A 19,618-nucleotide genomic window follows, 5' to 3' on the forward strand; every position below is an offset into this window, starting at 1 on the left:
TCCGGCAGGAGGCATCGCCTCGCCCGTCGCGCTATCCATCCCACAGGAGACCCTGATATGACCACACCGAAAGCCGCACGCCCCCTTCTGAGGTCGGCCTTGGGCGTTCTAAGCGCTGCCGCAACGTTGCTTGCCCTCAATGCCCCGCTCCATGCGGAAACGCTGCCGGCCATTGCCTTGCCAGACCCAGCGGTCTCCCCTGCGCGGGCGAACCTGTTACCGGTGCCGCAGGCGCGGATCAACGAAGCAGTCGCCTCGCTGGATGAGCTGGTGCAGGATATGTTGGAGCGGACCGGAGTACCAGGCCTCGCCGTTGCCGTGGTGCATGGAGAAGAGACACTGCTGATGCGCGGCTGGGGGCTGCGGGCGGAGGGCGCGGAGGAACAGGTTGATGCGGATACAGTCTTTATGCTCGCTTCGTTGTCCAAATCTGTCGGAGCCACAGTGGTGGCCACGCAGGTCACAGATGGGATCGTCAGTTGGGACGATCCGGTTCGCAACCACTTGCCATGGTTCGACCTGGGAGATTCGTGGGTCAGCAATCATGTCACCATCGGGGATCTTTATGCGCACCGCTCGGGCCTGCCGGACCACGCCGGTGACGATCTCGAGGATGTGGGCTATGACCGCCGCGCGGTGCTGGAGCGTCTGGCGCAGCTGCCCATGGGGCAGTTCAGGGACGATTACGCCTATACGAACTTCGGCCTGACCGCTGCGGCCGAGGCGGTAGCCACTGCGACCGGCAAGGACTGGTCCACGCTCTCGGAAGAGGCGCTTTATGGTCCGCTCGGCATGGAGGTGACCAGTTCGCGCCACTCGGATTACATGGCGCGCGATAATCGCGCGGCAAGCCATGTGCCGGATGCCAACGGCTTCCGAGTAGCAGACCTGCGCCAGCCCGATGCGCAAAGTCCGGCGGGCGGGGTGAGTTCCAGCGCGCGAGACATGGCGAAATGGATGAAACTGGTTCTTTCCAGCGGGCGTTTTGAAGGGCAGCAACTGATTGCGCCCGAAGCTCTCGTGCCTGCGCTTTCGCCGCATGCCATCAGTAGCCGCCCTGGTGACGCGGCTGATCGGGCTGGCACCTATGGCTACGGCTTTGGTGTCGGCGTGCGTCCCACCGGGCGTGTCGTGCTGAGTCATTCGGGCGCCTTCGCCTTTGGTGCGGCGACCTCCTATTCGATGCTGCCGGACCTCGGGCTTGGGATCATCGTGATGACCAATGCTACCCCCACTGGTCTCCCCGAGGCGCTGACGGCCAGTTTTCTTGATCTGGCAGAGTTTGGTGTGGAACAGCGCGACTGGCTAGCGGCCTACGGGCCACGCATCGCACCGCTCTCTGCCCCGGCCGGAGATCTGGTGGGTGTGACACCTCCGGCTGAGCCCACCGAAGCCCGGCCTGCCGAAGCTTATACTGGGGACTATGACAATGCCTATTTCGGGGCGGCTGAGGTACGTGAGACCACTGACGGCTTGGTGCTCGAGGTTGGCCCCGCACCACAGCGGCTGCGGTTGACCCACTGGGACGGCGACCGCTTTGTCGCCTTCCCGGTGACAGAGAACCAACCAGAGGGCTCAGTTTCGCAGGTCGAATTCACCATGGACGCGGATGGGAAGGCAGAAACGATAACCGTCGAACATCTGAACGAGGCGGGCCTTGGAGAATTTCATCAGCCATTTAGCTGAAACGCTCGGCCACCCCAGTACTTAAACTAGTACTTAAACCTGTACCGAACTTGCTCAGCCAAATTGGGTCTGTAATCCAGTAAGGAAACTCACAAGGAAGTCTAATGGCTGAACAAACCAATGCAAGCGTCTCCACCGAGGCGGCTTACGATGCGCGCCCCTCGTCTCATTGGACCGCCTGGGGGCAATGGCTGGCGCTATTCACCATGACCGTAGATCACCTTACCCGCTATGTGTTACCGGGTGACTGGGACTTAAGCTGGGCAGGCTCGTCCATTGGCCGTATCGCCTTTCCCCTGTTTGCGGCAATGGTTGCCTGGCACGGGCTGTTTAATACCCGCAACCCACTACGCTACTCGCGCCGCATACTGATCATTGGTTTAGTGGCTCAGTTGCCTTATATGCTGATGCCACGCACGTCTGACGATTTTATTTTGAACGTCTGTTTCACGCTTGCCTGTGGCCTAGCGTTGGGTGCGTTGGTTCGCCAAGGTTGGCAGCACTATCAACAGCAGACGCTAGGGTTAGCCTGGCTAATGCTTGGTGCAGCGGTAGGCGTAACCGTTTGGTATTTGTTGGGCTTCTGGGTGGAGTACGGCCATAACGGTTTGCTACTGATTCCGCTATTAATGTTCGCTATGCAGGCACTTAACGAAACCAGCGACGCGCTAAAATCGCGCTTGTGGGCAGGTTTAGCCGCATTTCCCGCACTTTGGATAGCCGGTCAAATGAATGCTTCAGATATGGCAAAGTCGTTTACTGTTGGCACTTGCGTGGTGGTATTGATGCTGGCAGCAGGTGCAGCCCAACGCGTGCCATCCCTAGCCCTGGCCATGCCGCGCAGCCTATGGCTTGCTTGGTATCCAGGACACTTTGCTTTAATTGCGCTGTGGCTATTGCTTAGCGGCCAACTGGCGGGGTAATCAACGACGAAGCCGCCCTAATCAGGCGGCTTCGTAGTGATAATCCATCAACTTTACAGTAATCGTTCGAAACTCCACGCCACCGGCGGTGCATCAGGTAGTAATGCCTGGCAAGCACGCACTTTTTCAAGCAGCTCGGCATGCGTCTCAGCGACGACATTGACATGTGCCAGCTTACGCCCTGCCCGCTCTTCTTTGTCATAGCGATGCAAGTGAGTATTGCCAATCGCCAAAATCGCGACATTGTCACCTTCCTGGCCAATTACATTCACCATGCAAGTAGGCGCAATAGCTTGGGTGCTGCCAAGCGGTAGGCCTTGCACAGCGCGTAGATGGTTTTCAAACTGGCTAGTGACCGCACCGTCCATGGTCCAGTGGCCAGAATTATGCACGCGTGGAGCCATCTCGTTAGCCAACAGACTGCCATCCCGCGTTTGAAACAGTTCCAACGCCATCACGCCCACGTAATCCAGCTCATCCAACAGCATGCGAATGTAGCTGTCGGCTGTCTCTTGAACGCTGGCAGCTAAATCCGGTAACGGCGCAACGGAATAGCGCAAAATGCCATCTACGTGTTGATTTTCCGCCATGGGATAAAACACCACATCCCCATCACGACCGCGCACGGCAATCATCGAGACTTCCCGTACAAAATCGACAAACGCTTCAACGATCAGTTGACGGTGACCAATGCTCTTCCATGCCTCTTCAGCCTGCTCCGGCGCTCTCAGCACCGCCTGCCCTTTACCGTCATACCCTTCAGTCACCGATTTGGCGACCACCGGGCAGCCCAATTCATTCGCTGCCGCTTCAAGCTGCTCGGCACTCTCAACGACACGGTAAGCAGGCGTGGGAATACCTAAGCGGTCGAATAAGGCTTTCTCTTCAACACGGTTTTGGCACACCGCAATTGCGCGGCTTCCTGGATAAACGGGCTTGTGCTGCTCAATTTGCTCAACCAGCGCTACGGGCAGATGCTCAAATTCATAGGTTACTACATCGACCTTATCGAGAAATTCTGCCAAATGCTGGTTGTTGGGATCGATAACCACGTTGCCAATGCCCGCACTCGGATTGCCGGTCGTGTCTAAAAAGGTGAAGCGATTACCTAGCGGGTAGCCAGCCAATGCCAGCATACGACCAAGCTGGCCTGCACCGAGCACACCAATATTTTTAGCGATGCCAGCGCATTTTGAGCTACCAGAACTTTTCGAGATACCAGAATTCATGGCCGGGATTCCTTAGTTCGCTTCCGCATCGGGGCGAGGGTCTGGGTTATCCAGCACCATTTGAGTTTGCTCAGCGCGGAAAGCCTCGACCGCTTCACGCACGGTGGTGTCTTGCAAACCGACAATCTGTGCTGCCAACAAGCCTGCATTGGTCGCCCCTGCTTTACCAATCGCCAGTGTGCCAACAGCGATTCCACCAGGCATCTGCGCAATTGAAAGCAATGAATCCAAGCCTTTAAGCGCTTTGGATTCTACTGGCACGCCCAGAACCGGCAACGCCGTTTGGGAAGCCACCATGCCGGGCAAATGGGCGGCACCGCCCGCTCCTGCAACAATCACTTGCAGGCCACGTTCAGCGGCGCTTTTAGCATAGTCAAACAACAAGTCAGGGGTACGATGAGCGGAGACGACGCGAGTCTCATAAGGGACGCCCAGCCGCTCTAACATCGCCACCGCGTGTTCCATGACGGGCCAATCAGATTTTGACCCCATGATCACGCCCACTTTGGGTGCGCTGTTTGACATGCAAAAACTCCTCGGCCAAAGGGCCTACTAAAGCAATCAAGCGTTTAATGTGCCGTGTGCCGCAAGCGGCTCACCAGGAAATTAGAAGGCGCATAGTCTACCAGAGCTAGTCGCTTAGAGCGCGTTTGTAAATAGATCGAATTTTTAATCAAAGTAGCATTGAAATGCGCGCGACTTGGCGGCATTGTGTGTTTGTCATTTCAGACTGATGGAGTCCCATGAGTACGGCATACTCAACTGCTCACGCAGAAACGCTAGATCCTCCGCGAAGCAGCCCTGACCTCGATGTCAGGGATTTAGAAAAACGTACGCGCCTCATGCGTATCATTACCCGCCTGATCGCCGTATCAGATCTGGGAAGCCGCGAAATAGCCCGCCGGGCTGGGCTTCCAGTACAAAAGATCAGCGACCTGCTCGCCGGAAGGCTAGAGCACCTAGATGTTGATGAACTCAATGTCTTGCGTCGCACGTTAGAGCTGGAGACGCCATAGCAATAGTTGCTACCTAACGTAATCATTCATCCCTTTTGTTTGCTAACAGGCTTGCCCGCTGGGCAGGCCTGTTTTCGTTTTAAAACAGCCAATTAGCGTTTCAAGATTAAGGGAACATTAAGAAACCCTCGCTAACCCATTGACACGTATCAATTTTTTATAATACCAAAGGCGTAACCTTAGCGTATCCAGATCATTCGCTGTGAAACAACGGCTTGTTTCTATCAGCAACATCTTAATCAGCTAAGGAGGCGTTATGGACGCCGTTCGTCGGTCGTTGCTAGGCCAGTTGGCCCGACTAAGCGCGGGCGCTGCGCTAGTCCCGCTATCCAGTCTTGCTCAAGCTGGCATTAATCAGCAGCCTGCCCGCCGCGAGGGCGATCCTAGCAAACGCTACGGCATGCTAATCGACCTTCGCCAATGCATCGGCTGCCAAGCCTGCACGGTGTCGTGCCATATCGAGAATGCTGCACCGCTTGGCCAGTTTCGAACCACTGTCTCTCAATACGAAGTGCACCACCAAGAAAGTGGTGAACTGGCAACGTTTATGCTGCCGCGGCTATGTAACCACTGCGAAAATCCGCCCTGTGTTCCGGTTTGCCCTGTTGAGGCGACCTATCAACAGCAAGATGGCATCGTTGTCGTCGATAGTGACCGCTGCGTCGGCTGTGCTTACTGCGTCAATGCCTGCCCCTACGATGCCCGCTTTATTAATGAGCGCACTCAAACTGCCGACAAATGCACCTTCTGTGCCCACCGTTTAGAAGCAGGGCTACTGCCTGCCTGCGTTGAAAGCTGCGTGGGCGGCGCCCGCATTATTGGCGATATGCGCAATCCAGACAGCCAAATCAGCCGTCTGATCAACGAGCATCGCGACGCGCTCATGGTGCTTCAGCCAGAAAAAAACACCCTTCCCCAAGTGTTCTATTTAGGTATGGACGAACGATTCACTACACGCCCCGTGGCAGAACCCGTGGCGCTTGAAGTGCTTGACCCCCACGGCCAGGAGATGGGCTATGAATTCCACCATTGAACTACTCGCCCCACGCTATGACATCGCCTGGTATCCCTGGGCAGTTCAGTACTTTTTTATGATCGCGGTCTCCTACGCCAGCCTTTGGCTGGCGGCGCCCGCACTGGTGTTTGGCAAGCAATCCTGGTTGCCTACAGCACGTCTGGCAATGATCGCCTGCGTCAGCACAACGCTAGTCGCACCGGTGGCCTTATTGGCAGATCTACACCAGCCACTGCGCTTTTGGCATTTCTACGCCTACGCCAATACGCATTCGTGGATGTCGATTGGCAGTGTGGTACTGCCGCTGTATCTGATCAGCGTTTTAGGCTTCGCCTGGCTGGCTTGGCGACCCGCGCTGCAGGCCCGGCAACAGGCAGCTGGGCTGAGCGGGTTGATCGCCAAGTGGCTGAGCATGGGCAGTGGTGCAACACCCAAAGCGCTGGTGGCTCTGACGGGGCTAATCGCGCTGTTACTCTCAAGCGGCATTATGCTCTACACCGGAGCGGAGCTAGCTATCGTCAAAGCCCGCCCGCTATGGAACACCATTTGGCTACCGCCCATGCTGGTAGCGAGCGGGTTTATTGCCGCCGCTGGGCTAATACTGGTCCTCAATCGCGTGAGCGGACTCTGCGCGCCCGCCGCCACCCGGCAGATGCTTTATGTCCTGTTAGCCTTCTGTGCGCTAGCGGGGCTTATAGCGCTCAGCTGGCTGTTAGACGGCCTGAATGCCCACGTTGGCTCAGTGGCGGCGGCACTAGAATCTGTCCGTTTCAGCCCCTCTTGGCGCAGCACCGCACTTTGGGGTGGCCTTACCGGCGTTGCGCTATTTGCCAGCGTGGTATTTCTGTTAACGCGTTCGGCTCAACGCCAACCAGCACTGTTTGCCTGGGCATGGTTGCTAGGGCTGGTGGCAATCCACATGGGCTGGATGTTCCGTTGGGTAGTGCTGATGGATGTTCAACATGTAGCCCGTAACAGCGCAGGTTTCCATCACTACGGTATCCCTGCTGGCTCTTCCGGCATCTTAGGCATTGTCGGCACTTTCGGGCTGTGGCTGGCGGCCATTTTACTGATCGAGCTATTTATTCCATGGCGACAGGCCCAACAAGGCAGCCAGCTACCAGGAAACGACCAAGCTGCATCTCGCGCCCCACTCACTGCTAACAAAGGAGCGCCTAGTCATGGCTAAGTCTGCTCAAGATCCCTCACGCCGTCGCTTTCTAAAAGGTGCGGCTGCCGCTGGTGGTGCCGCTACCTTTGCCGTGGGCTACGCCGACCCGTTGGCTAAAATGGCCAAAGGCATTACCGGCAGCGCAGGTGAAAAACCGCAGCATAATATTCATGGCAATTCGCTAACGCCTGAATATCGTGTCGATTTAGCGACCGGCGAACTAACGCTCACCCCCGATCAACGGGTCGCTTTTACTATTTGCTACGGCTGCACCACCCAGTGCGGTGTGCGCGTGCGGGTCGATGACACTCGCGGCGAAGTGCTGCGAGTAGCTGGCAACCCCTATCATCCACTTTCTGCCGATGACCATTTGCCAATGCGCACACCGGTGGCAGATGCATTACGCAGCGTGAGTGCTTACCAAGAACAAGGGCAAGTTAACCGCTCTACCGCGTGTGCCCGTGGCAACGCAATGATGAGCCAGATCACCAACCCGTTCCGTATTGATCACTGCCTTAAACGGGTCGGTGAACGAGGCAGTCGCGAGTGGCAAAAAATATCGTTTGAGCAACTTATCGAGGAAATTTGCGAAGGAGGCGATCTGTTCGGTGAAGGTCAGGTAGACGGCCTACGTGACATTCGCGACCACGACACGCTGATTGACCCCGACAACCCTGAGTACGGCCCCAAGGCTAATCAACTGATGGTCATGGAAGCCACCGACTACGGGCGCTCGGATTTACTTAAACGCTTCACCTTGAACGCTTTTGCGACCCGCAACTATGGCCATCATGGCGCATACTGTGGCCTAGCGTTCCGCATGGGCTCTGGGGCAGTGATGAACAACATTGTCACTAACGCTCACGTAAAGCCAGATATACAGAACGCACGCTTTATCATGTATATCGGCTGCGCGCCCAGCCAGGCAGGCAACCCGTTTAAACGCCAGGGCCGCTTGCTTGCACAGGCACGCGCCGCTGGCACGCTGGAATATGTGGTGGTGGATCCCGCGCTTAATGCTGCGACTTCCCATGCCGCAGACAACAACCGCTGGGTGCCGATCCGCCCTGGCACCGACAGCGCCTTTGCCATGGCGCTTATTCAGTGGCTATTGGATAACCACGGCTATGCAAAGGAATTTCTTGAACTACCCGGTCAAGCCGCCGCCGATGCAGCAGGGGAAACCACTCACTCCAATGCCACCCATTTAGTGATTGATACCTTCGAGCACCCGCGCCGAGGCTACTTTTTGCGCGCCAGCGACCTTGGTTTTGCCGAGCCAGGTAGCAATGCCGACCTACCCGTCGTGGTGTCAGGGGGCGACCTTGCACTATGCGAAGAGGTAATGACCGCAGACCTGTTTGCCGAACGCCCAGTGGAGCTTGCCGACGGCACCACCGTCACCGTCAAAACCAGCCTAGCGCTGCTGCGTGAATCCGCCAATGAGTACGACCTGGACACCTACGCTGAACATTGCGGTATTCCCAAGGCAACGATTATCGAGCTTGCCCAACGTTATGCTAGCCATGGCAGAAAAGCCGCCGTTAACTGCCACGGCGGCATGATGTCAGGCAATGGCTTTTACGCCGCGTTTGGCGTGCAAATGCTTAACTTGCTGGCTGGCAACTACAATATGAAAGGTGGCAGCGCCGTGGGCGGCGGCACCTACAGCGGCACCGGCGAAGGCCCCCGCTACGACCTCGCCAACTTCCCTGGCAAACGTGGGCCCCAAGGCGTGTTTCTCTCCCGTTCACGCTTTCCCTATGAGAAATCATCGGAGTACCAGCGCAAGGTCGCGACAGGCGAAAACCCCTATCCCGCGAAAGCGCCCTGGCGTTCCTTGGCACCGCCAACGCTCACCGAGCATTTACCTTCCGCACTGGATGGCTACCCCTATCCCATCAAAGCGGTAATTGGCTGTATGGCTAACCCAATTTATGGCCAAGCGGGCCTGAAAGGGGTAATTGTCGATAAGCTGAAAGACCCCAAACGGTTAGGGCTCTTTGTTGCAATCGATGGGTTTATCAACGAAACCAACCGCTATGCCGACTACATTGTGCCTGATTCGGTGATGTACGAGGTATGGGGCTTTGCAGGCTCCTGGAAAGGCACGCTGGGTAAACTCTCCACCGCTTGCTGGCCAGTGGTAGAACCCCGCCAGCAAAAAACCGCTGAAGGTGAGCCGGTATCTATGGACAGCTTCTTTATCGCCGTTGCTAAACGGCTAGGGCTGCCAGGCTTCGGCGACAACGCCATTCCCGACGCCGACGGAAATCTTCACCCGCTCAACCGCGCTGAAGATTATTACCTACGGGCGGCCGCCAATATTGCCTTTCAAGATGAACCACTGCCAGAAGCGAACGCCGCGGACATTGCCCATGGCGGAATTACCCCGCTACTGCCCAAACTCGAACGTACACTTAAAGCCGACGAGCGCGGCCGCGTTGCCTATCTTTACGCTCGGGGTGGGCGTTTCGAAGAGGCAAGCGAACACTTTGTTGGCGAACACCTGAAACATCAGTGGAAAAAAACGCTGTGTATTTACAACGAAGCGGTGGGCACCAGCATTGATACCACTAACGGGTTACCCAATAGCGGCGTGCCCTGTCACAAGTTGCCACAGCTCGCCAACAAGCAACCCATGCGTGAGGTTTTTTCCGAGCAGGAGTGGCCGCTGCTAGCGTTTTCATTCAAGTCCAACCTGATGAACTCTTACGCCATTGGTAACGAGCGGCTAAGAATGATCAAGCCGTATAACCCTGTGCAAATGCACCGCCAAGATGCCGAGCGCTTCGGCATCCAGCATGGCGACACCATCCGCATTGAAAGCCCAGGCGGTAGCGTGGTGGGGCTTGCGCTGGTTAGCGAAAGCGTTGTGCCCGGTGCATTGGGTATTGAACACGGCTACGGGCACAAAGATTTAGGTGCCACGCCACACATCATTGACGGTCAATCCCAGCCAGATATGCCCTGGATGCGCGCAGGTATCAACATCAACGACCTGGGCTTTCAAGACCCTACACGGGAGGTAGGCGGCACGTGGCTTGAACCGATTAGCGGCGCCAGCGTGCGCCAAGGCCTACCGGTGAGAGTAAGCCGCGTTTAAACCGGTTGGGGTAGTGACACTACAGCGTGATCACTACCCCACCCAAGGCGATTACGATCACCACAATCCACGCCGGTAGTTTCCAGACGGTCAGCAGTAAAAAACCCGTCAGCGCCAGAACAAATTCATAAGGCCCAATAATCGCGCTGGTCCATACCGGCTGATACAGCGCCGCGCCTAAAATACCCACCACTGCCGCGTTAGCCCCGCGCATCAACGCCTGAGCGCTCTGCCAACGGCGAAAATGATTCCAAAAGGGCAACACCCCCACCAACAGCAAAAAGCCAGGAATAAAGATCGCCAACAATGCCAGCAGCGCGCCAACCACGCCATTCATACCGGGCAGTAGCGCGCCTAAGTACGCAGCAAAGGTGAATAGCGGCCCTGGCACCGCCTGGGCAGCCCCATAGCCTGCCAAAAACTCATCTGCGGTAATCCAGCCGGATTGCACCACTTCCGCTTCCAACAGCGGCAACACTACGTGCCCACCGCCAAATACCAGCGCGCCAGAACGATAAAACGCATCTGCCACCTCTAGCCACGCGGCGCTGCCTGCCAACAACGGCAGTAAGATCAGCAGCGCAGCGAACAGCCCCAACGCCATCGTGCCTGCACGGCGAGATACTGGAAACTGCAGTGGTTCACTAGGCGTAGCTGCGGCAACCATGCGGCACAGTACCAACCCGGCGATACCACCTAGCACAATCGCAGCTACCTGCCCCAGCGGCCCGCTGACTATCACCACTACAAACACCGCCGCCAGCGCAATCCCCACTCGGGTTTTATCAGGGCAAAGGTTACGCGCCATGCCCCACACCGCGTGGGCCACAATGGCTACCGCGACAACTTTTAAGCCATGAATAATGCCGCTGGCAATCGGACCATCCAGTACCGCCGCGCCAAACGCAAACAGCACCAGTACTATGGCGGAAGGCAGCGTGAATGCCAGCCACGCCATGGCCGCCCCCCAAGGTCCGGCGCGCATTAATCCCAAAGCAAAGCCCACTTGGCTACTGGCTGGCCCCGGCAAAAATTGGCACAGCGCCACAAGATCCGCGTAGGCGCTTTCGCTTAACCACTGGCGGCGCTCCACAAAGGCCGTACGAAAATAGCCCAGGTGCGCCACCGGCCCGCCAAACGAGGTTAACCCCAAGGCCAAGAACGCCCAAAACACCTCGCTTACCCGCCCGTTCAGATGGTGCTTTTCAGCCATGGCGTAAGCTTCCCCGTGTGGACAAAAGACCTAATCTACTGATTAAAGCTGACACAGTGATGACAGTGTGCACGATCATCCGCTGGGGCTTCATCAACGCGGGTGCGCTGACGCTTACACCGCGCTACAAAATCTTCCTATTCAATGATTTAAGTAGCGCGTGGTAACGAATCTCGCGAGGCACGAGCGAATGAGGCACCCGCGGGCTGATCCAGGCACCTTCACGTATTGATATGCAGGTTAATCGGTAACAGCACCGGTACTGGCAGAACTGACCAACTTGGCATACTTCGCCAGCACGCCTTTGCGGTAGCGCGGTTCTGGCTGCTGCCAGGCGGCGCGGCGGCGCATCATCTCTTCATCGCTGATGTCCACTTCAATGGTGTCGGCTTCCGCATCAATGGTGATGGCATCGCCATCCTGTACCAGCGCCAACGGGCCGCCATCGAAAGCTTCTGGCGATACGTGCCCGACAACAAAGCCATGGCTGCCGCCGGAGAAACGCCCATCGGTAATCAACGCCACATCATTACCCAAGCCACGCCCCATAATCGCAGACGTTGGCGTAAGCATTTCGCGCATGCCGGGGCCACCTTTTGGCCCTTCATAACGAATCACCACGACATCGCCCGCCACCACGGTGCCGTCGTTAATGCGCGCCTGGGCCTCTTCTTCAGAGCCAAACACCCGCGCCGAACCGCTAAAGCGCGTCCCTTCCTTGCCGGTAATTTTGGCCACTGCACCTTCCGGCGCCAGGTTACCAAACAGAATACGCAGATGGCTTTCGGCTTTAAGCGGGTTACCCAGCGGCGCAATAATCTGTTGATCCATGGGATAAGGCTCAACCTCTTCCAGGTTTTCGGCTAGCGTTTTACCGGTCACTGTTAAGCAGTCGCCGTGCAGCAACCCAGCATCTAGCAGAATTTTCATCAGCGGCTGAATGCCGCCAATCGCCACCAGCTCGCTCATCATATAGTGGCCGCTGGGGCGCAGATCAGCGACTACCGGCACGCGCTTGCCGATCTCGGTGAAGTCGGCAAGCGTCAATTCCACGCCAATGGTGCGTGCCATGCCAATCAAATGCAGCACCGCATTGGTAGAGCCACCCAGCGCAATCACCACGGTAATCGCATTCTCAAACGCTTCGCGGGTCATGATGTCAGAAGGCTTGATGTCACTGGCCAGCAGTGCCAGCACGGCCTCGCCTGCCGCTTTACAGTCATCGCGCTTATCTTGGGAAATGGCGTTCTGCGCCGAGCTACCCGGCAGGCTCATACCCAATGCTTCAATGGCAGATGCCATCGTATTGGCCGTGTACATACCGCCACAGGAACCCGGGCCAGGAATCGCGGTTTCTTCGATGTTTTTCAGTTCGATCAGGTCAATATCACCACGGGAGTGCGCGCCCATCGCCTCAAATACCGAGACGATATCGGTATGGCCTTTACCGGGCATAATGGTGCCGCCATACACAAACACGCTGGGACGATTCAGCCGTGCCAAGCCCATCACGCAACCCGGCATATTTTTGTCACAGCCGCCAATGGCCACCAGCCCATCAAAGCCTTCACAGCCCGCTACGGTTTCAATGGAATCGGCAATCACCTCGCGGGAAACCAGCGAGTACTTCATGCCTTCGGTGCCGTTAGCAATGCCATCAGAAATAGTGATGGTATTAAAGATCACCCCTTTACCACCCGCCGCGTCGGCACCGTCACGGGCGAACTCTGCCAACTCACCAATATGGCTATTGCACGGGGTCACCATGCTCCAGGTAGACGCAACGCCCACCTGGGGCTTAGTAAAGTCATCATCGTTAAACCCCACCGCCCGCAGCATTGCGCGGCTAGCCGCCTTGCCAGGGCCATCCACCACCTGGGCTGAATGGCGGCGGGTATTATTAGTAGGCTCGGTCATGGGGAATTCCTCTTTGCTTGACTCACATCGCGTTACGCACGGTATCCACATAGCTTGGCGATATAACGCGCATCCCGCAAGACACTTAACTTATGGCACCATAGCGCTACGCGCTATTCCCAATGCCTAATGCCGTGAAGGAACACCACCGCATGTCTGCCAATTCACACTGCTCACCAACGCCATTCTCGCCAACGTCGCTTACCCCTGGCTTTATGGTGGTGCACGCTAATCGCCTGGAAGACTTGCGCGGGCTGGCGGTGCAGTGGATGCGCTTGCACCCGTTGGGGCCGCTGGAAAATGAGACCATTCTGGTGCAGAGCAACGGCATTGGGCAGTGGTTAAAGCTGGCGCTGGCGGAAGACCCAGAAAACGGCGGTGCGGGCATCGCCGCCGCGCTGGATGTCATGCTGCCTGCGCGGTTTCTATGGCAGGCCTACCGCACGGTGCTCACCCACGTAGATCAAGATGGCGACGCGGTGCCTGAAACCTCGCCGTTTGATAAATCGCGCTTGGTATGGCGGCTGCTACGCCTACTGCCCACGCTAGCGGGGCAGGAAGTGTTCGCGCCGCTGGCACAGTTCTTGGAAGTCGACCGCGACCAGCGCAAACACTACCAACTGGCCGAGCGGCTGGCGGATTTGTTCGACCAATACCAGGTCTACCGCGCCGACTGGCTGGATGCCTGGGCCAACGGTGACGACGTACTGATTACCGCTCGGGGCGAACCCCGCCCGCTGGAAGAGCACCAGCGCTGGCAGCCCGCGCTATGGCGCATTCTGCGCGAGGATGTCGCCGCCACCCAAGGCGATGCAGGCCTTAACAGTAGCCGTGCCCAGGTGCATCGGCGCTTTTTGAAAGCGACAGAACAGCTGGAAGGCCAGCCCTGCCCACGAGGCTTGCCTCGGCGGCTGATTATTTTTGGTATTTCATCGCTGCCCCAACAAACCCTGGAAGCCCTGGCAGCGCTCTCTCGCTGCTGCCAAATCGTGCTGTGTGTACACAACCCCTGCCAGTACTACTGGGCAGATATCATCGAACACAAAGATTTACTGCGCGCCAACCGCTACCGCCAGCGGCGCAAATCCGGCATGCCCGAAGCGTTGGATGTACTGGGCACTGGCGACGCCGACGATGCCCTGCATCTGCACGCCCAGCCGCTACTCGCCGCCTGGGGTAAACAGGGCCGCGACTACCTGCGCCTGCTGGATGAACACGACGATTCGGGCAATTATCAAACCTTGTTTGAGCAGCAGGCGCTGCGTATTGATATGTTCGAGCCGTTTAACGGCGTTGATCGCGACTGCCTGCTCAGCCAACTGCAAGATGATATTCGCGAACTGCGCCCCGTAGCGGAAACCCAAACCCACTGGCCCGCGCTAAACGCGGCAGATGACTCCATCGTGTTTCATATTGCCCATGGTCCTCAGCGGGAAGTTGAGATTCTTCACGACCAGCTGCTGGCCGCCTTCAGTGCCGACCCTGACCTGCGCCCGCGGGATATCATCGTCATGGTGCCAGATATCGACCGCTACGCGCCGCATATCGCTGCGGTGTTTGGCCAGCTACAAAACGACGACCCGCGGCATATTCCCTACACGCTTTCCGACCAAGCCAGCCGCCACCGCCTGCCACTGATGATTGCCCTGGAAAAGCTGCTGCGCCTGCCAGAGCTGCGCCTTTCGGTCAGCGACTTACTGGATCTGCTTGATGTACCCGCTCTGCGCCAGCGCTTTGGGCTGGAAGAGCGTGACCTGCCGGTACTCGAGCGCTGGATGGAAGGCGCAGGTATCCGCTGGGGGCTAAATGCCAAGCAGCGCCAGACTCTCGAACTTCCCGGCGGGCTAAGCCAAAATACCTGGGCGTTTGGTCTGCGCCGCTTGTTGCTGGGCTACACCGTGGGCGAAGGCCACGCATGGCAAGGTATCGAGCCGTTTGACGATATCGGCGGGCTGGAAGCGGGCCTTGCTGGGCCGTTAGTCACCTTGTTGGAAAAGCTCGAAGAGACCTGGGAAACCTTCTGCCAGCCCACCGATGCCGCTAACTGGGTAGCACGGCTACGCACGCTGCTGGAAACCTTCTTTCTGACCGACGACGCCCAAGAAAGCGTGATGCTCACCAAGCTAGAAAACGGCCTGCAGCAAATGCTGGAAAGCAGCGAGGAAGCCCAGTTAAACGAACCGCTGCCGCTCTCCATGGTGCGCGAACACTGGCTGGCACAGATTGATGAACACAGTCTTTCCCAGCGTTTTCTAGCTGGTGCCGTCAACTTCGCTACGCTAATGCCCATGCGCGCCATTCCGTTTAAGCGCGTGTGCCTGCTGGGCATGAACGACGGTGAGTACCCCCGCTCTCAGCCACCGCTAGACTTTGATTTAATGGGCAGTGACTACCGCCCCGGTGACCGCTCTCGCCGGGAAGACGACCGCTATCTGTTTTTGGAAGCGCTGCTCTCCGCCCGCGACCAGCTCTACATAAGCTGGGTCGGCAGAAGCCAAATCGACAACACACCGCTACCGCCTTCGGTACTGGTCGGCCAGTTGCGTGACCACCTGGAAGTAGGCTGGCAGATCGAGAACGGCACGCCGCTGCTGGAAGCGCTAACCACCGAGCATCCGCTGCAGCCGTTTAGCCGCGCTTATTTTGCTAGCAACCCGCAAGTCTCGCGACTGTTTACCTATGCACATGAATGGCGCGAGGTACACGCACCGCGCACGCCTCAAGCTGCCCAATCCACACTTCCCCCACCGGAAAACATCCCAACCAGCCTGACGCTTGGCCAGTTAGGCCAATTCCTACGCGAGCCAGTACGCGCCTTCTTCAATACCCGGCTGGGAGTATATTTCGAGCAGGAAGCGATTGCCGAGCTAGACGAAGAACCGTTCGCCCTGGATGGCCTGCAAAACTGGCAGCTACAAGACCAACTTATCGCCGCCCAGCGCCACGCCATTGACCGCGGCGAGCCACGCATTGAAGCACTGCACGCAGCCCTTGAACGTTTTCAGGGCCAAGGCGTATTGGCCATGGGTGCCTTTGGCGAGCGCATGCGCGATGCCTTAGCAGAACCCATGGAAGCCCTGTTCAGCGACTACGAAGAAGCCCTGGGCGCTTGGCCGATTGCGCTAGGTGACCCAGCAGCCATTCACCTGGAAGGCAGTAGCGGAATTACGTTGGAAGACTGGCTGGGCGAGCTACGCCAGGATGACGCGGGCCACCGCTGCCGCCTGTTATTGCTTAGCAGCAGCCTGGTTAAAAACAGCAAGTACCAGTGGCATCTGCTGCTACGCCACTGGGTTGCCCACCTAGCGGGTAACCTCAGCGGCCCGATGACCACCCAGCTACTTTCCAAGGCCGGCAACATCACCCTGGAACCTATCGCTGCCGACATCGCCCACGCCCACCTGGAAACCCAGCTAAGCGCCTGGCAACACGGCCTGGAAGAGCCGCTTCCGCTAGCTCCCCAGGCCGCCTTTGCTTGGCTGACAAAACTGGGCACACCTGACATTGCGATTGAGAAAGGCAGGGAAAGCGACGCCTACGCCGCAGCCGAAAAAGTCTATGAGAGCGGATTTAAAACCACCGGCGAAGCCGAGCAAAGCCCTTATCTCGGCCATCAATGGCCCCGCTTCGAGCGGCTGTTTTTTGACCGCACCGCCAACGAAAAGCACACCTTTGCCGAACTCACGGAAGCGCTGTACGCTCCGCTTTTCAAGGCCGTGAAAGGTAATGCGAACAAAGATAATGGGAACAAAGATAACGCGAAGAAAGCGGCATCGTAATGCGTTAAGCGCCTCGTCTAGCACCTATTCAAGCCCAACCGTGCCATGTGGTGATCAGGGTTTACTCCCTTTCTGCTTGGCACGGCTGTTTTTCTGCGTAAGGCGCTTTTTCTGCTCAGGCTTTCGCCCAGTCTGGCGAGCCAATGCGATGCGCATTAGACGCTGAAACGTCGGGCACTCCAGATGACTCGGCGCGGAGCAGGTCGCCACATGACGCAAACCGTCACGAAGGGCTGTCAGTTCGTTAATGCGGCGGTCCAGAAGATCTGCCTTAGCACTCACCGCTTCACGGTCGATTTCCGGCTGCCGTTGCGTGCCGAGCATGTCGCGCATCTCGGCCAGTGAAAAACCCGCGACCTGCCCCAACGCAATCAGCGACAAGCGTGTTAAAACGCTGGTCTCAAAAACCCGCCGCAGACCATTGCGCCCCACCGACCTAATCAGGCCAACTTCCTCGTAATAACGCAATTTCGAGGCAGGAATACCACTTTTTCGAGACAGTTCGGAAATATCGAGCATGGCACTTGACTTAAAGTTGACTTGAAGTAATAGGCTACAACGCTTCTCCCCTACGTATCCACCCACGCTTCTAGCCACACTTCTATCCACACTGTCTGGAGTCTAACAAGCATGCCTATTTTCAATACGCACAGCCGCCCATACGCCGTTGCTAAACCGTTAACAAAAGCAATGATAGCAAGCACAGCGACGACCGGGACAAAAATGCCAGGAGCGCAGCAATGAATGGGCTGCTGACCGATGCGCTACTGCTCGGCCTAGGAGCAACCGCTTTTATGGACATAGTCGCGCTGCTGCAGAAGCGGCTGCTGGGTATTCCCTCGCTGAATTACGCCATGGTTGGGCGTTGGCTAGGGCACTTGCCGAAAGGCAGGTTCATCCACCGGCCGATTGGTGAAAGCGCCCCGATTCAGGCAGAAATGGCGCTAGGGTGGCTGGCGCACTACCTGATTGGCATCGCTTTCGCGATCATATTCTTAGTGCTAGTTGGGCCAAACTGGCTGGCACGCCCCACACTCATACCGCCGTTAGGCTTCGGTGTGATAACGGTAATTGCGCCGTTTCTAATCCTGCAGCCTGGTATGGGCGCAGGGGTTGCCGCCCGCAAGACGCCGCAGCCAACCACCGCCAGGCTGCGTAGTCTTTTCGCGCATGCCAGTTTTGGCGCTGGCCTCTGGCTGGCAGGCGTCATAGTGATGCGGGTTCTTTAGGCCAGCATAAAACCGGCTTAAATACTCGTCTCGCTTAACGAGAGTATCCGTTTTGCTAACGAAATCATCTCCGGGTCGCCGGTATGCTTATCCGGCACATCGGAGAGCTTGATCACCGGCAGCCAGCCCTGCCCTTCGGGGCGCGCCTCGACCATTTTGATCACCATATTCATCGGCTCAACGCCTACATCGTTAGTGAAGTTGGTGCCGATGCCAAACGCCATCCCAATCCGGTTCTGACAAAACGCTTGAATGCGCTCGACTTTTTCCGGCGTTAAGGCATCCGAAAAAATAATGGTTTTGCTCAGCGGGTTAATACCCAGGCGTTCATAGTGAGCGATGGTTTGGGAGGCAAACTCAATCGGGTCGCCGCTATCGTGGCGTACGCCATCGAACAGCTTGGCGAATTTTTTATCGAAGCTGTCGAAGAAAGCGGATGATGTGAAGGTATCCGTTAGGGCAATCCCCAGATCGCCACGATACACATCCACCCAGTGCTCTAGGGCAAGACTGTTGGCCATTTTGAAGCCAAAGCGGGCACCATGGAACATAAACCACTCGTGCGCGTGGGTGCCTATCGGCTTCACGTCGTGGCGCATGGCCAGCAGTACATTGCTAGTGCCGCTGAAGGCTTCACCACCGTAGTGGCGCAGCGCTTCCACCACTCGATCATGAACCTCAAAGGAGAAACGCCGCCGGGTGCCGAACTCGGCAATTTTCAGCCCTAAGCGGCGATAAAGCTCAATCTTCTCCTGGGTGCGTTGCTCGATCAGGGCATCGTCATCATGGGTCACCGAGACGCCACGTAGCCGATACCAAAGTTCGCTGATCAACGCCATCAGCGGCACTTCCCATAAAATCGTGCGGTACCAAGGCCCCTCGATGACCACCGAAAGCTCACTGCCCTGCTGCTCGATGATTACCTCGGAGGGTTCGTAACGGAAGCCGGCCAGAAAATCGAGATAGGTCGGGTCAAGATAAGGGCAGGTAACTTCCAGGTAGCGCTTTTCCTGGTCGGTCAGGCGAAGCATCGCCATTTTATCGACCTCATGACGAAGCGCAGCACCAAAGCCTTCAGGAAACGCGTGCTGGCCACGATTGATAAATGCGTAGCGTGCATGTGCATAGGGAAAGCGTTTGATCACGGCGTTCTGCATCGTGATCTTGTAGAAGTCATTGTCCAGAAGCGAGGTCAGCATGAGATCCCTTCGTGTGAGTGAACCGAAGCCGCTGGTAGCGTAAACTGAGCGTCCTAAGAGTGGCTTGGCGACAAGATTATCAGGTGGCGAAGCACTCATACAGTCTAGGCCCCGCGCTGGGGCGCTTTACTTTCG

14 protein-coding genes are annotated in these 19,618 nt (G+C 57.2%); 8 read left to right on the forward strand and 6 right to left on the reverse strand.

Annotated elements, in window-relative coordinates:
- The first annotated feature begins 57 nt into the window (after positions 1-57).
- Positions 58-1,686: a serine hydrolase gene (locus K7H08_RS06560; RefSeq protein WP_231657498.1), complete on the forward strand. Its 1,629-nt coding sequence runs from the start codon at positions 58-60 to the stop codon at positions 1,684-1,686.
- A 104-nt stretch (positions 1,687-1,790) separates the two neighbouring features.
- Positions 1,791-2,609 carry a TraX family protein gene (locus tag K7H08_RS06565; RefSeq protein WP_231657499.1) on the forward strand — a complete coding sequence of 273 codons (819 nt, stop codon included), beginning with the start codon at positions 1,791-1,793 and terminating at the stop codon, positions 2,607-2,609.
- Positions 2,610-2,662: 53 nt separating this feature from the next.
- Here K7H08_RS06565 and K7H08_RS06570 read toward each other — a convergent pair whose 3' ends face one another.
- Together K7H08_RS06570 and purE are read right to left on the reverse strand one after the other, a co-directional pair.
- Positions 2,663-3,838 (reverse strand): 5-(carboxyamino)imidazole ribonucleotide synthase, encoded by a 1,176-nt coding sequence (locus K7H08_RS06570; protein WP_231657500.1) that lies wholly within the window; start codon positions 3,836-3,838, stop codon positions 2,663-2,665.
- 12 nt (positions 3,839-3,850) lie between these two features.
- Positions 3,851-4,363 (reverse strand): 5-(carboxyamino)imidazole ribonucleotide mutase, encoded by a 513-nt coding sequence (gene purE, locus K7H08_RS06575; RefSeq protein ID WP_120386585.1) that lies wholly within the window; start codon positions 4,361-4,363, stop codon positions 3,851-3,853.
- Positions 4,364-4,581: 218 nt separating this feature from the next.
- On the opposite strand from purE, the gene K7H08_RS06580 reads away from it, so the two are divergent.
- From K7H08_RS06580 to K7H08_RS06595, 4 genes are all read left to right on the forward strand, one after another.
- A complete protein-coding gene (locus K7H08_RS06580; RefSeq protein ID WP_038477068.1) occupies positions 4,582-4,854 on the forward strand; it encodes an XRE family transcriptional regulator in 273 nt (90 codons plus the stop codon).
- Positions 4,855-5,110: 256 nt separating this feature from the next.
- A complete protein-coding gene (dsrO, locus tag K7H08_RS06585) occupies positions 5,111-5,887 on the forward strand; it encodes a sulfate reduction electron transfer complex DsrMKJOP subunit DsrO (protein ID WP_231657501.1) in 777 nt (258 codons plus the stop codon).
- Positions 5,871-7,058 (forward strand): NrfD/PsrC family molybdoenzyme membrane anchor subunit, encoded by a 1,188-nt coding sequence (gene nrfD, locus K7H08_RS06590; protein WP_231657502.1) that lies wholly within the window; start codon positions 5,871-5,873, stop codon positions 7,056-7,058. The genes dsrO and nrfD overlap by 17 nt, the downstream gene beginning before the upstream one ends.
- Positions 7,051-10,146 (forward strand): molybdopterin dinucleotide binding domain-containing protein, encoded by a 3,096-nt coding sequence (locus K7H08_RS06595; RefSeq protein ID WP_231657503.1) that lies wholly within the window; start codon positions 7,051-7,053, stop codon positions 10,144-10,146. Before nrfD ends, K7H08_RS06595 begins: the two co-directional genes overlap by 8 nt.
- Positions 10,147-10,165: 19 nt before the next feature.
- Here the strand turns inward: K7H08_RS06595 and chrA are convergent, their stop codons facing one another.
- Positions 10,166-11,359, reverse strand: a complete 1,194-nt coding sequence (gene chrA, locus K7H08_RS06600) for a chromate efflux transporter (protein ID WP_231657504.1) — start codon at positions 11,357-11,359, stop codon at positions 10,166-10,168.
- Between the two features lie 240 nt (positions 11,360-11,599).
- The gene (ilvD, locus tag K7H08_RS06605; protein WP_120386581.1) at positions 11,600-13,276 is read right to left on the reverse strand and encodes a dihydroxy-acid dehydratase; all 1,677 of its coding nucleotides are present in this window, start codon (positions 13,274-13,276) and stop codon (positions 11,600-11,602) included.
- 152 nt (positions 13,277-13,428) lie between these two features.
- Between ilvD and recC the strand changes: the two genes are divergently transcribed.
- Entirely contained in the window at positions 13,429-17,055 is a 3,627-nt protein-coding gene (recC, locus tag K7H08_RS06610) for an exodeoxyribonuclease V subunit gamma (protein WP_231657505.1), read from the forward strand.
- A 54-nt stretch (positions 17,056-17,109) separates the two neighbouring features.
- Here the strand turns inward: recC and K7H08_RS06615 are convergent, their stop codons facing one another.
- Positions 17,110-17,574, reverse strand: coding sequence for a helix-turn-helix domain-containing protein (locus K7H08_RS06615; RefSeq protein ID WP_231657506.1), 465 nt, complete (start codon positions 17,572-17,574; stop codon positions 17,110-17,112).
- A gap of 221 nt (positions 17,575-17,795) precedes the next feature.
- Between K7H08_RS06615 and K7H08_RS06620 the strand changes: the two genes are divergently transcribed.
- Positions 17,796-18,284 (forward strand): DUF2938 domain-containing protein, encoded by a 489-nt coding sequence (locus K7H08_RS06620; RefSeq protein ID WP_231657507.1) that lies wholly within the window; start codon positions 17,796-17,798, stop codon positions 18,282-18,284.
- A 17-nt stretch (positions 18,285-18,301) separates the two neighbouring features.
- Here K7H08_RS06620 and pncB read toward each other — a convergent pair whose 3' ends face one another.
- A complete protein-coding gene (pncB, locus tag K7H08_RS06625; protein WP_231657508.1) occupies positions 18,302-19,483 on the reverse strand; it encodes a nicotinate phosphoribosyltransferase in 1,182 nt (393 codons plus the stop codon).
- Between the last annotated feature and the right edge of the window lie 135 nt (positions 19,484-19,618).

This window comes from Halomonas sp. IOP_6, from assembly GCF_021151565.1.
In the GTDB taxonomy this organism is placed as follows: domain Bacteria; phylum Pseudomonadota; class Gammaproteobacteria; order Pseudomonadales; family Halomonadaceae; genus Vreelandella; species Vreelandella alkaliphila.

Excerpts from the sequence above, each read along its gene's own strand:
- K7H08_RS06560 (WP_231657498.1), top strand. The coding sequence starts at position 58 with ATGACCACACCGAAAGCCGCACGCCCCCTTCTGAGGTCGGCCTTGGGC.
- K7H08_RS06565 (WP_231657499.1), top strand. The coding sequence starts at position 1,791 with ATGGCTGAACAAACCAATGCAAGCGTCTCCACCGAGGCGGCTTACGAT.
- K7H08_RS06570 (WP_231657500.1), bottom strand. The coding sequence starts at position 3,838 with ATGAATTCTGGTATCTCGAAAAGTTCTGGTAGCTCAAAATGCGCTGGC.
- purE (WP_120386585.1), bottom strand. The coding sequence starts at position 4,363 with ATGTCAAACAGCGCACCCAAAGTGGGCGTGATCATGGGGTCAAAATCT.
- K7H08_RS06580 (WP_038477068.1), top strand. The coding sequence starts at position 4,582 with ATGAGTACGGCATACTCAACTGCTCACGCAGAAACGCTAGATCCTCCG.
- dsrO (WP_231657501.1), top strand. The coding sequence starts at position 5,111 with ATGGACGCCGTTCGTCGGTCGTTGCTAGGCCAGTTGGCCCGACTAAGC.
- nrfD (WP_231657502.1), top strand. The coding sequence starts at position 5,871 with ATGAATTCCACCATTGAACTACTCGCCCCACGCTATGACATCGCCTGG.
- K7H08_RS06595 (WP_231657503.1), top strand. The coding sequence starts at position 7,051 with ATGGCTAAGTCTGCTCAAGATCCCTCACGCCGTCGCTTTCTAAAAGGT.
- chrA (WP_231657504.1), bottom strand. The coding sequence starts at position 11,359 with ATGGCTGAAAAGCACCATCTGAACGGGCGGGTAAGCGAGGTGTTTTGG.
- ilvD (WP_120386581.1), bottom strand. The coding sequence starts at position 13,276 with ATGACCGAGCCTACTAATAATACCCGCCGCCATTCAGCCCAGGTGGTG.
- recC (WP_231657505.1), top strand. The coding sequence starts at position 13,429 with ATGTCTGCCAATTCACACTGCTCACCAACGCCATTCTCGCCAACGTCG.
- K7H08_RS06615 (WP_231657506.1), bottom strand. The coding sequence starts at position 17,574 with ATGCTCGATATTTCCGAACTGTCTCGAAAAAGTGGTATTCCTGCCTCG.
- K7H08_RS06620 (WP_231657507.1), top strand. The coding sequence starts at position 17,796 with ATGAATGGGCTGCTGACCGATGCGCTACTGCTCGGCCTAGGAGCAACC.
- pncB (WP_231657508.1), bottom strand. The coding sequence starts at position 19,483 with ATGCTGACCTCGCTTCTGGACAATGACTTCTACAAGATCACGATGCAG.